Raw genomic sequence first — 12,865 nt, forward strand, 5'->3', positions numbered from 1 at the left:
ACACACATGAACTCCATCCCAAACCCCGCATCCGCCTCTCACGTTAGCGGCTCCGCCATTTCCTCCACGGAAACCATCCAACAGCCCCGCATCCTCGTCGGCATCTGCACGTGTGCAGCACACGCCGAACGCAGAGACGCCGTACGCGACACATGGCTCCGCCACATTCCGGACGGCATCCGTTGCCTATTCTTTATGGGCAACACCCCGGATGCCAGCGCGCCCGAACCGGACACCGTCGCCCTCCCCGTCAACGACAGCTACAAACACCTGCCTCAAAAAACATTCGCCTTCCTGTGCCATGCACTGGAAAACGAAGAATTCGACTGGCTCTTCAAATGCGATGACGACACATACGTCGCCCTCGACCGGCTGCCCTCCATCATCCGTCCCGACTGCGACCTCATCGGCGACCACCTGCTCCGAAAGCGCAATGCACCCAGCGGCGGAGCCGGATACATGCTCTCCCGCCAAATGGTCGAAAAAATCGTCAAGGAAGGAACCATTCCTCCGACCGGAGCCGAAGATATCATCATCGGGCAACAGGCCATAAAGCTCGGAGCCCGACCCCATGCCACCGAACGCCTGTACCTCAGCAACAAACGCTACCCTCTTCCAGACAATGACATGGTCACCGCCCACTGGTGCGGACCGGAACGCCTGAAAGCCATCGATGCCTTCTACCGTACTTCGCCCTCGGCATCCTTCCATGGCCGCCATTCCCACTGGAACGACACCCTGCACTTCTATCCGGGGGGATACTATCGCCGCACGGCTGCAGGATGCAGCGGCACCTACCGCCTCGAAAACGGCATGCACCTCGCGCTCCACTGGTTCGACTGGCCCGAAGAAAACCTTGCCTGCCTCAATGGCACCTACACCGGAAACAAAATCGTCCTCACCCCTCTCTCCGGCACACTTCATGCAAACGAACCCGCTTGCGATGCCTCCGCCATCGAAAAACCACTCTACATCCAGCTCGGTTGCGGCATCAATCGCCTGCCGGGTTGGATGAATCTGGACATGCCCGTTTTCGACATCACCAAGCCATTGCCCTGGAACGATCAAAGCATCGATGCCCTCTTCCTGGAACACGTCATCGAACACATTCCCTCAAACCAGGCCTACGCCTTCATGAAAGAAGCATGGCGCACCCTCAAACCCGGAGGCATCCTCCGGCTCGCCTTCCCGGATCTGCTCCGAATCGCGCGCGAATCAACACCGCAATACATCCGCTTCCTGCAATCCCACGGATGGGGGGACGGCTCGCCCGGCAGCGCGCTGGCATCCATCGTCACCAAACACGGACACAAAGCCATCTGGACGAAAGACACCATGCTCGCCATCCTGCACTCCATCGGCTTCGAAGCCTGTGAACAAAGACTCGGAGAATCATCCCACCCCCACATGCGCGGCATCGAACAGCGCAACCGCCAGCTCGGCCCCGACTTCAACCGCATCGAAACCACCTGCATCGAAGCAGTCAAACCCAACCTTGACCGCAAAACGATGAAATGCGTCTTCCTGATCGCTCCGAATGAAAACATGGAAGGACAAACCGAACTCGAACATCTCGGCTATGAAATCTCCCACTACCCCGTCTCTCCGGAACAGAACCTCACCGACACACGGGAAGATGAATTCACCTCTTTTCTTGGCAGGGCGCCCGCCACATGCGAACGTCGACACGTACGCTCCTTACGCCAATCATTCGCCAACATGCTCCTTGACCCCTCATGGGATGACGACGACCTCATCATCTTCGGAGAAAGCGACTCCACCCCTCTCATTGATGCCTTCACGCTCTCGAAAATCGTCAGTCAGGAACTGGAAAACCATCCCGAAACCGATATCATCCGGCTCTTCCACCGCCTCCAGACGAATCCTGTTTCCATACCTCCGAACATCGAACAACCCACCTTCGAACCGTACCGCACCGGAGAGAAAACACTGCACAACTCCTACGTCTGGGGTACCCATGCCCTCATTGTGCCTGCCCGCTCACGCCGTAAAGTCGCCGAACTCTTCATCTCCTGCCGCCTGCCCATCGACACCACATTGGAAATGGCCCAGTCGAACAACGAGTTGAACATACGGGTTGCAAAACACGACTACTTCTACCAGAAAAAACGCACGGCAAAGCAAACACCCCGGATACCCCGGCAACACAGAATCGCCGTCTGCCTCACCTCCTACAAACGTTATGAGGACCTGCAACGGCAAATCTACGCCATCATGGCCCAAAGCTATGAAAATCATCATCTCTTCGTCGCCGTCAAAGGCATCAGCGAATGGGCCTACATCAACACCATCCTGCCGAACTTCCGCCACTGGATCGAAGAAGGCCGCATCACCATGCGCCATTACCCCAATAAAAACCAGCTCTCCAACTTCATCGACACCATCAGGGACATCGACATCTCGGAATACGACCTCTTTGCCAAAATCGACGACGACGACTTCTATAGCAGGGATTACCTTAAAACGGTCAACGACTATCACAACACCATCCCCGCAGGCAACAGCAGCTATTATGCTTCGCTCAGCCCCATCCGTTATGAGGAAAAAGGCCATGTCTGTTTCAGAATCGTCAACTACACGGTCTTCGGAGCCTCCATGGTACTCGGAAAAAAAGTCATGCAAAACCTGCTGCAATGCGAGGCTGCGCCCGAACAGGAAATCCCGAAAATACTGGCCCGCAACCCGCATGTGAAACGGACGAAATTCGGCTTTGCTGAAGACCATCTGTACCACATTTTGATGGAAGAAGCCGGATGCAACAACCGTGCCGAATACGTCCGGCAACACTGCCCGCATCCTCACATCATCGTCCAGAAAAGCAACAAATCCGTCATGAGAGGCGGCCTGCTCGACCAGCAATTCATCGTGCGCAACCGCTCCGTATCCACAGATCCGGCCAACCACGAACACATCCTCGAACTGCACCACCCCGAATGGCACGACCTCCTGCAAATCACCGGAAACCGGGCAACCCGCATCACGCGTGACGACCATGCCAACGTCCTCTCCTTCACATCCGACAGCATCACCGTCCATTGGGACAAATGGGGAGAAGAAACCTACATCAAACAACCCAGCGGCTTCTATCTCTACCGCAAGCACTGACGGACCACATGGCCATCCGAAGCCCATCGTTCCATCCTCTTTGCACACGGCATCCATCACCTGATGGATGCCGTCCTTTTACACCTTGGAACATACCTGAAAAACACTTGCTTTTCCGCTCACCGTCATGCTACTCTGTCGTAGCAACGCGATGCATCCTCTCAGCCTCTGCATACTGATTCCGGCTCTCGGCGTACCAAGCCTCTCCGCACAGGCGGTCTCACCATCACTGGAAAACGAAGCCGTCGATTTCGTCTGGAACAACCGTCCCGCCATGGATAGGGATTCCGTCACCCGGGACTTCGTCCGCAAAGACGTACAGGCAGCCCTGCAAGCCCGCGGCTTCTATCCATGGGGCAAAACGGCGCCATGGGAAATCTACCGCAACAACGTCCTTCCCTACGCCTTCACGGATGAAACGCGCAGCGACTGGCGCACAGCGCTGGAAGCCAAATACCGCCCCATCGTCGCAGAGTGCAAAACCGCCCGCGAAGCCGTCCTCCGCATCGCGGCCAACATGACCAGGGACACAGGCGTCTTCTACTCCGCAGAACGCCGCAAGCCCAACATGTCGCCCTCGGAAGCACTGCAGGAACAGAAAGTCTCCTGTACCGGCCAAAGCACCCTGCTGGCCGCCGCCCTGCGCTCAGTCGGCATACCCTCCCGCCTTGTCGGCATCACCCTGTGGAGCCACATCATGGGCAACCACACATGGACCGAAGCATGGTTCGACGGCCAGTGGCACATGATCGAATTCAACGAAAAGGAATTCAACACGCCGTGGGTCATGGAAAACATCGGCATGCTCGACACCTCCTCCTTCGAGCACAAACTCATCGCCACTTCATGGGAAAAGAAAGACACCCTCTTCTTCCCGATGATATGGAAAGCCCGTTACGCTCCAGCCCTCGGAGGACTCCACTTCCCGGAAGGCTCCCGATTCGTCCCCGGAGTCGACGTCTCCGAACGCTACGTCAAACTGGCGCGCGACTGGTACGAAAAAGCCGGCCTCTCGAAAGAACAGCAGCGCCTCTTCATCGACTCCCGCATCGCACCCTCGCCCATGGCGAAACGGGCGCCGCTCTACGTCATCCTCACTCGCGAAAACGGAGAAATCCTCGAAGAAGGCTATACGCCGGACAACGAAGCGGACATGCGCGCCTTCCTCCGCTTCTCCCTGCCACGCATCGGCAAATACAAACTCATCGTCAAGGAAAAGAAAGACGCCGACCCCATCGCCACCCTCGACGTCCAGCCTACGGACACCGCCGTCCAGCTCATCTACATCTCTCCTGAAATGCTTCGCCAGCAATCATGAAACCCATCCCGCTCCTCGTGAATGCCGCTGCGCGCATCTCCAAAAAGGGAGCCTTCCATGCGTGGCTGGACAACAACCACAAAGCCTTCCAAATCATCCGGCCCGGCAGCCCCGAAGAAATGAGCGACTACTGCTCCCGCCTCGCCCGAGAAGGCACCCCGCTCATCGCCGTTGCCGGGGGAGACGGCACACTCGCCCGCGCAGCGCAGGGACTGGCCGGCACGGCAACGGAACTCGCCGTCATGCCCTCCGGCACCATGAACGTCTTCGCCCGTGAAATCGGCATCGGCTCCCACAACTTCGACGCCGCCCTTGCCGCCATCCGGCAGGGAGAAACCCGGGAAATCGACATCTTCGAAATCAACGGCACGCCCTTCATCCAAATGGCAGGCTTCGGCCCCGATGCCCGAGCCGTCCAGCTCACCACCCCGCACACCAAACGCAAATGGGGCCCTCTCGCCTACGGCTTCTCCGGCCTCAAAGCCTGCATGGAACACCACCCGGAACTCACCCTTCGCCTGCCGGACGGCAGCGCCTGCCGCGGCCATGCCATCCTCCTCGGCAACGGCTCCCTGTACGGAGGATCCATGAAACTCTTCCGCCACGCCACCAACAGCGACGGCATCCTTGACGCCATCGTCTTCCACAGCGACAGCGCCAGCATGGTCTACCAGATCGTCAAATCCCTCCTCTTCCGGGGACTGCACCCGGACAGGCACTGTGCGGAATACACCTACCTCCGTATCGAATCCGCCTCCATCGAATCCGCCGCTCCCGTACCCTACGAAATGGACGGCGACTACTCCGGCACCCACGAAAGCGGCCAGAGCACCCGCATCACCCGCGCACCGGGCAGCCTCAAAGTACGCGTCCTCAACAGACTGTAAGCCTCTGCCCGCCACCCGCATCATCCCGGCGACCAGACCGGACGCTCGCAAATAGAACTTTCCAAGCCCCTCCCTTCCTGCTATCATACCGCGCGTTATGAGAATCCTCGTCACAGCGGGTCCCACCCGGGAACCCATCGACCCCGTGCGTTACATCACGAACCGCTCCTCCGGTCGCATGGGCTATGCCCTTGCCGGAGCCGCCGCGCACGAAGGCCACCATGTGATACTCGTCTCCGGCCCCACCTCGCTGGATGTCCCGCCCGGCGTTGACTTCATCCCCGTCGAAACGGCTCAGGAAATGTACGACACCGTCCGCTCCCTCTGCGACCGAACGGACATAGCCATCCTCTGTGCGGCAGTCGCAGACTACCGCCCCATTGCCGTAGCCGACCAGAAAATCAAAAAAACTGGTGACAAACTCACCCTCGAACTCGAAAAAACGCCCGACATCCTCGGCTCCATGCGCAGCGACTTCGGCTACACCGGCATCCTCGTCGGCTTCGCCGCCGAAACGCAAAACATCGAACAATACGCGCACGACAAACTCATCCGCAAACAATGCGACCTCATCGTCGCCAACGACGTCTCCCGCAAAGACATCGGATTCGACAGCTCGCAAAACGAAGTCCTCCTCATCACGGCCGACGGCGCAGAACCCCTTCCCAAGGACACCAAGGAACACATTGCCATGGAAATCATCAGCCGCGCCAGCGGCATCATCCCACATCAACCAGCCAAATGATCCGCACCATCCTCACCACCGCAGCCTGCGTCGCCTGCGCGGGAATCCCCACCTTCGCCGCCGAAGAAAAACCCTACACGGCCACGGAAACCGCAGCCACCGTCCTCGTGGACAAAACGGCCGTCATCGAAGACCATCTGCCCATCGAAATCAACCGCTCCACGAACCAATTCATCACCACGGCCAAAATCGACGGCATTGAAGGGCGCTACATCATCGACACGGGAGCGACCCACACCACCCTCGCTTCCGAATACGTAGCCGAAAAAATGCCGCAGGCCGAACTGGTGCCCGTCCAGATACAGGGATCGACCAACGTCAAAAACGGGCAGAAAATCATGTTCGGCAGCATCGACCTCGGCCCCATGCACTTCCAGCACTTCCCCCTCTTCGTCACCAGCCTCAAACCGGTCAACACGATGATGGAAAAACCCATTGCCGGAATCCTCGGCACGACGACCTTCCTGCAAAACCCGCTACCGTTCATCTTCTCTGCGAAAAACGCTAAAGTCTGCTGGAGCAAAAAATACCCCGCTTTCCCCTGCGCCATGCGGGGAAGCTTCGACGACAACATGCGCTTCATCTCCATGGCCAAAGCCGGAGGCAAAGACATCCCCCTGCTGCTCGACACCGGATCCTCCATCACCATCGTCCCGCACGGCACATGGGAACCCGACGCCGAACAGGCAACACACATGAAATCGGCGGACATCAACTCCGCATCCACAGACAAAATGCAACGCGGCAAACCCATGGACCTCGACCTTGGCGGCGGCCTCGTACTCAAAAACATCCGCCCATGGATAGCAGCCCCCGGAGCCCCGGGACAAATCGGCATGGACATCCTCCAGCACTTCGACTTCTGTATCGCACGCAAAAACGGCAACTTCACGATAACTGCCCGGATGCACGAGCCCGAAAACCGGCAATGACCGTCACCCTCGACAACCTCGGCTGGGACAGCCGCTTCGAAGAAGCCTTCCGGCAACTGGCGCAGCCCGGCTGGTACCCGGCCCGCATTATCCGCGAAACGAAAATCAACTACACCGTCATCGGCCAAGGCACGGGAGATCATGACGTCGTACTCAGCGGCAAAGTCTGGAACGATGCCGACTCGGATGCCGACCTGCCCGCCGTAGGCGACTGGGTCGCCGTCGACCCCGGACAGGAAGGGGACATCCCCGTCATCCGCGCGCGCCTGCCGCGCAAAACCTGCTTCTCCCGCAAAGCTCCCGGCAAAAGCACCGCCGAACAAGTCATCGGAGCCAACATCGACATCGTCGTCATCGTCACCGATGCCGGAGAAGACTTCAACCCGCGCCGCATCGAACGCTACCTCACCCTCGTCCGTAAAAGCGGAGCGGACCCCATCGTCCTCATCAACAAAGCGGACCAAACGCCGAAAGGCATCCTGCAGGAAGCCGTCGACAGCCTCCGGTCACTGGCTCCGAACCTCCCCGTCCACCCCATATCCGCACGCAAACGCAAAGGCTACCCGGACATCCTCGCCCTCGTCCCCTCCGGCCTCACCATCACCATCGTCGGCTCCTCCGGCGTCGGTAAATCCACCTTGGTCAACTCCCTCCTCGGTGAAGAATGGCTCGACACCGGAGACGTCAACGCCGTCACCGGCAAAGGCCGCCACACCACCGTCGCCCGCGAACTCGTCATCCTGCCGGACGGCGGCTGCCTCATCGACAACCCCGGCATGCGCGAAATCCAGATGTGGACCGATGCCGAAACCCTCCGCGCCAACTTCGCCGACTTGTCGGAACTCGCCGCACAGTGCAAATTCGCCGACTGCAGCCACGGCAAAGACGCCGGATGCGCCATCCGCGCCGCCGTCGGAAACGGCACACTCTCCCAGGAACGCTACGAACACTACATGCGCCTCGACGAAGAAATCGAAGAACTCGTCCGCCGCAGTGAAAAACGCCAAATGACCCTCGAACGCGTCAACAAACGCAAAACGCGCGAAAAAATCCGCAACTACGAAGACCGCCGCGACCAGCGGCGCGACCGCCACCCCAACCGCCCCTGCTAATGAAAAACGCACCGCGAACCGGCGCCCGTCAAATCGCCGCCGAATGCCTCTCCCGATGGTCGACCGGCCACGCCTTCGCCGAAACCCTCGTCGCACGGCACACCGCCGACGCCGGACTCGGCCCCTCCGACCGAGCACTCGTCCAGGCCATCGTTTACGGCACACTCCGCAACAAAACATGGCTCGAACACATCATCCGCACCCTGCGCCCCTCTCCGCTCGACACCCCGCTCCACATCCTCACCCTCGTCGGCCTCAGCCAAATCTTCATCCTCGGGCAGGCGGACCACATCGCCGTCAGCGAAACCGTCAAACTCGTCCCGCAACGCGTCCGCGGCGTCGTCAACGGCATCCTGCGCAACGCTGCGCGCCGCAAACAGGAACTCATCCGCGAGAGGGACACACTCCCGCTCCCCGTCCGCTACTCCATACCCGAATGGCTTGTCCGCAGATGGCAAGCCACTTACGGCAAACCCGAAACCGCCGCCATGCTCGCCTGGAACAACCGCCCACCTGTTCTGCATGCCCGCGGCAACGCCCTGCGCCCGCTCGACACCGTACCGGACACCCTCGTACCCCTCGAAGGCATCCCCGGCTGGTACACCCTCACCGGAGCCATCCCGCGCGCTGCCGTTGAAAACGGCAGCCTCTACATCGCCGACCCCTCCACCCGCTACTGCATCGGCCTCCTCGCACCGCAGCCCGGCGAACGCATCCTCGACGCCTGCGCCGCACCCGGCGGGAAATCCGCCGCCATCCTCTCTGCTACCGGCGGCAAGGCCATCCTCACCTCCACCGACATGCACGAACACCGCCTCCCCAAACTCCTCGAAAACCTCAGGAAACAGGGAGCCGACCACATCGACATCCGTGCGCATGACTGGACGCAGCCCTGCCCTCCGGAATGGCAACAGGCATACGACGCCGTCATCCTCGACGTACCTTGCTCCAACACGGGCGTCATCCGCAAACGCATCGACGTCCCGTGGAGACTCACCCCGGAAGAAATCACCCGCCTCTCTGACCTCCAGCACACCATCCTCACCTGTGCCGCAAAAGCCGTCAAACCCGGAGGCCGCATCGTCTACTCCACCTGCTCCATCGACCCGGAAGAAAACCGCGCCGTCATCGACCGCTACCTCTCCGAACATCCGGACTGCACCCTCGTACAGGACCACCTCGCCCTGCCCCACCGGGAACAGGCGGACGGCGCCTATGCCGCCCTCCTGCACAAAAGGAACTGAACCGGCCGTGAGGCACACCTCAGGCGCAAACTCACTCCGGCAGCTGCTCCCGCTTCCCCATATACTTCGGGGAACGGTTCAGCACCCATAAATCAAGCATCATCGCCACGCGGGCGGCACGCTCCCGCATCCACGAAGCCCGCCTGTAATAATCGCCCACCGCATTCCTGGCATTGAAAGCGTAGGCATCCATCCCCAGATACCCGGCAATCGCAAGAGCCCGCTCATTGTGGAACTCCTGCGACACGAAAATCACACGGTTCACGCCGAAAATATCCCGCGCACGCACCACCGAATCCAGCGTCCGCAACCCGGCGAAATCACACACGATACGCTCCTCCGGCACCCCCTTGGCCACCAGCGCCGCCTTCATCGCCTCCGGCTCGTTATAATCGTGCGAACTATTATCTCCCGACACAATCATCGCCGACACCTTCCCGGACCTCCAAAGCCTGGCAGCCGCATCCATCCGCTGCAGGAAATACAGATTATTCCGCTCCCCCAGCTTCGGGGCGCAACCCAGCACTACTGCCACGGCATCGCCGGGCAGCTCCTCCGTCGACCAGAACGCCCGATCCTTCGACTGCGCATACGTATACCACTCCGACACAGCGAAAACCGCTACCGACAGCATCACGCAACCCGCCAGCCCGGCCAGCATCCACCTCATCGGTCTCCATCGCCAGCAGCGGCGAACAAACCTCCACCCGGCCGAACATCCGGCCACCACATGCAGCATTACCCTCTTCATCGCCATCCTCCTCTCAACAACCGATGCCCGACACCGCCACACGGCAAATCATCGTATGCACCGCACCCGGAGCCAAAACAACCTCCTCCTGAGGAGCCGTCACCGTCTCCACGCACAGGAAACCGCTCTCGAACCCCGCCCCCACATCCGCCATACCGGCGGCCAACTCGGCACCGGGATTCCACACCACAAGAGAATTGGAACCGCTGCGCGTCAGGCACAGCACACGCTGCCACTCCAGATCGGCCACATGCACCACCGTCTTCGTCGGATAATAAATACGGTCGATATGCCCCGCAGGATGCAGGGGCGACTCGCGGTGAGGCACCGCATCCGCAGCAAACTCCGTAAACGGACAATCCTTCAGCCCCGTCACCACCGTACGCGCATAATTGCTCACGGAAAAATAACTGTGGAACGCGGCGGAAAATGGCAACGGCATCGTCCCGTTCTCCGTCACCAACCTCATCTCCAAAGACTGCCCCAGCTCCAGCCGCAACCTGGAGGAAGGATCTTCAGGCCGGGAGGCAGGCAGAGCCAGCTCCAGCACCGCCGTCCCGTCCGCGAGCACCTCGGAGGACACCAGCGACCACAGTGACACCCGCGCCACGCCATGCGAAGGCCTGCCGCCATCCGTCGGATCCTTACCGAACCACGGCCAGCACAAAGGCACACCGCCCCGGATCGCCTTCCCGGCCACAAACTCGGCGTTCGGACTCATCCACAGCACCGGAAACTGCCCCTTGGGAGTCCAATCGAGCAACTGGGCTCCGTACAAAGACAACCGGGCGGAACACTGGGAAGTCTCTATCTCGACAAAAGGAAAATCCTGGCCATAAGGGTACGAATACTTGAACATCTGCGGGTGAAAAGCTGGTTTCATCCAGTCTAAAGAAAGAACTGCGGTGCGTCAAGCAAGATGAACAGCCGCGGCCCGAGAAAAAAGCCCCCCGCTCCGACGCCTCCCGCACAGGCTGCTCACAATATATCCACAAGTTATTCACATCGTAAAAACATTGAAAAAACAGCAGGATACGACATTTGTTCACAGAGTTGTTCACAAAAAAATCATGAGGAACGATACAGGAGACTCAAACTGCCATTCCATCTTATTCAGACCTTGTTCACAGATTATTCACATCGTTAAAAAGAATATAAACAATTGACAACAAAACATCAAAACAAACCGTCAAAAAAGTTATTCACACTTTTCACTCCATGTGAAACCCGCAAATGCTCCGTTGCATGCCGGAAATTCATCAACAACATCTCGCGCACCTCCCTCTCCGCCCCCAATGGCCGCGACATCGCATACGCCAGCTTCAAAATCAACGCCCGCTTGAACCGCGCATCGCACCGCCGCAAATCCCTGCAATCACATACATACGAACACAGCAAAGGAGAACGGCGGGCAAACACCAGCCTCCCTCGGCACACCCACCAGTCCGCCCGTACGCGCAGCACCTTCAGGCAATCGTCAGGCAATGCATGCGCACGGGCCGGTACAGGGTGGCATCCCCACTCTTCCGGCTCGGACGACTCCAGAACCGCCCGCCTCACGGCAAAAGGCCACGGCACCTCGCACAACACCTCCTTCCTCACGGTCTCGTAAAACATGCAGCAGCACCGCTCCTCTCGCGACCCGTTTGGGTTCATGGAGGAGGCAGGCGGACAGGCAAGCAGCTTCAAAGCCGCATTGCACAACGACAAAATGGAATCAGATTCGCTCTTCATGGCAAAAAACCGGACGCATGCCGGACACCGAATCCTGCCACAAACCCCACAATGCTTCACCTGTAAAACACACTCCGTGCAACCTGCCCGCACCCGACCGGCACCTTGCAGCCACCCTCCGAACCGCCAATTATCCACTTTCGCAAAGAAAAGACAAAAAAATGATTGACAAAAAATGAAAACGGAGTAAACTCTCCTCGCCCTCTGCAAGGAGAAAGCGATTCAATCGCGGGGTGGAGCAGCCAGGTAGCTCGTCAGGCTCATAACCTGAAGGTCGCAGGTTCAAATCCTGTCCCCGTAACCATTTGAAAGCCCTGCAAGTTTTGAACTTGCAGGGCTTTTTCGTATTCACGAAATGGCAACAGCCGAAAATCCCTCCAGAGGCGGCAAGAGAAGGCACAGCGACATCTCCTTCACATCACACTCGAAAACACGCAGCTGCCAAAACAGAGCAAGCCGCCATCAGGCATCGGCAATGCGGATAGCCATAATACATGCCGAATCATCGTCCTTGGCCGGTTCCCGATAGGTCACAGCTACCTTCTTCCCCACCAGAAGCCCGTCCTTGAGATCCTTGACGGTATCGTCCCCGATGCCGAACCAGAGCATCTCGCCGTCGGGCATCACGAGACTCAGTGAATGCATGGCCGTCCCGTCGCCGACAACACCGTACACCGTATGCACGGCTCCCGGCTGCCGGGGTGTTTCCCGAACAGAAGCCTGTGCCTGCTCCTCCGCACGACCGGCTGGCAGAACAACCAGAGATACACACAACATGGCAATAGCAGAAATAATCCGTTTCATAAAAAATGCGTGATAAATTGTGATGCGGCCAACAGCCGATCCGGCGGCATCATGCGTACCATGCCCCCTTTAACCGGAACCGTTACTTGCCGACCAAGACTTTCCTTTTGAATAAAACAACATTTCCCCGGAAAACGCAACATCAAAACAAGCCACCGCAGACAAGCCATGAGCCGCAATGCAAACACGCCGACGGAATGATGTTTCCGCCG

11 protein-coding genes and 1 tRNA gene are annotated in these 12,865 nt (G+C 59.0%); 8 read left to right on the forward strand and 4 right to left on the reverse strand.

Going from position 1 to position 12,865, the window contains the following annotated elements:
- Nucleotides 1-6 precede the first annotated feature (6 nt).
- The 7 genes from PYTT_RS02020 (at nt 7) to PYTT_RS02050 (ending at nt 9,364) form a co-directional block, all read left to right on the forward strand.
- The gene (locus tag PYTT_RS02020) at nt 7-3,126 is read left to right on the forward strand and encodes a methyltransferase domain-containing protein (protein ID WP_067773773.1); all 3,120 of its coding nucleotides are present in this window, start codon (nt 7-9) and stop codon (nt 3,124-3,126) included.
- Between the two features lie 127 nt (nt 3,127-3,253).
- A complete protein-coding gene (locus PYTT_RS02025) occupies nt 3,254-4,444 on the forward strand; it encodes a transglutaminase-like domain-containing protein (RefSeq protein ID WP_083076532.1) in 1,191 nt (396 codons plus the stop codon).
- Nucleotides 4,441-5,331: a diacylglycerol/lipid kinase family protein gene (locus tag PYTT_RS02030; protein ID WP_067773779.1), complete on the forward strand. Its 891-nt coding sequence runs from the start codon at nt 4,441-4,443 to the stop codon at nt 5,329-5,331. Before PYTT_RS02025 ends, PYTT_RS02030 begins: the two co-directional genes overlap by 4 nt.
- A 97-nt stretch (nt 5,332-5,428) precedes the next feature.
- Nucleotides 5,429-6,076, forward strand: a complete 648-nt coding sequence (gene coaBC, locus PYTT_RS02035) for a bifunctional phosphopantothenoylcysteine decarboxylase/phosphopantothenate--cysteine ligase CoaBC (RefSeq protein WP_067773782.1) — start codon at nt 5,429-5,431, stop codon at nt 6,074-6,076.
- On the forward strand, nt 6,073-7,008 hold the full coding sequence (locus PYTT_RS02040) for an aspartyl protease family protein (RefSeq protein WP_067773785.1): 936 nt from the start codon (nt 6,073-6,075) through the stop codon (nt 7,006-7,008). Before coaBC ends, PYTT_RS02040 begins: the two co-directional genes overlap by 4 nt.
- Entirely contained in the window at nt 7,005-8,120 is a 1,116-nt protein-coding gene (gene rsgA / locus PYTT_RS02045; RefSeq protein WP_067773788.1) for a ribosome small subunit-dependent GTPase A, read from the forward strand. The genes PYTT_RS02040 and rsgA overlap by 4 nt, the downstream gene beginning before the upstream one ends.
- A complete protein-coding gene (locus PYTT_RS02050) occupies nt 8,120-9,364 on the forward strand; it encodes an RsmB/NOP family class I SAM-dependent RNA methyltransferase (RefSeq protein ID WP_067773791.1) in 1,245 nt (414 codons plus the stop codon). Before rsgA ends, PYTT_RS02050 begins: the two co-directional genes overlap by 1 nt.
- Before the next feature lie 31 nt (nt 9,365-9,395).
- Here the strand turns inward: PYTT_RS02050 and PYTT_RS02055 are convergent, their stop codons facing one another.
- From PYTT_RS02055 to PYTT_RS13225, 3 genes are all read right to left on the reverse strand, one after another.
- On the reverse strand, nt 9,396-10,115 hold the full coding sequence (locus PYTT_RS02055) for a SanA/YdcF family protein (protein WP_197677909.1): 720 nt from the start codon (nt 10,113-10,115) through the stop codon (nt 9,396-9,398).
- 13 nt (nt 10,116-10,128) lie between these two features.
- Nucleotides 10,129-10,998 carry a D-hexose-6-phosphate mutarotase gene (locus tag PYTT_RS02060; RefSeq protein ID WP_067773797.1) on the reverse strand — a complete coding sequence of 290 codons (870 nt, stop codon included), beginning with the start codon at nt 10,996-10,998 and terminating at the stop codon, nt 10,129-10,131.
- A 293-nt stretch (nt 10,999-11,291) separates the two neighbouring features.
- Complete coding sequence (locus PYTT_RS13225; protein ID WP_141675736.1) at nt 11,292-11,849, reverse strand: phage connector family protein; 558 nt, start codon at nt 11,847-11,849, stop codon at nt 11,292-11,294.
- 227 nt (nt 11,850-12,076) lie between these two features.
- Between PYTT_RS13225 and PYTT_RS02070 the strand changes: the two genes are divergently transcribed.
- Nucleotides 12,077-12,153 (forward strand) — tRNA-Met (locus PYTT_RS02070).
- A 158-nt stretch (nt 12,154-12,311) separates the two neighbouring features.
- On the opposite strand, the gene PYTT_RS02075 is transcribed toward PYTT_RS02070, so the two are convergent.
- Complete coding sequence (locus tag PYTT_RS02075; protein WP_156850311.1) at nt 12,312-12,626, reverse strand: hypothetical protein; 315 nt, start codon at nt 12,624-12,626, stop codon at nt 12,312-12,314.
- Nucleotides 12,627-12,865: the final 239 nt, after the last annotated feature.

This window comes from Neoakkermansia glycaniphila, assembly GCF_900097105.1.
GTDB classification, from domain to species: Bacteria; Verrucomicrobiota; Verrucomicrobiia; order Verrucomicrobiales; family Akkermansiaceae; genus Akkermansia; species Akkermansia glycaniphila.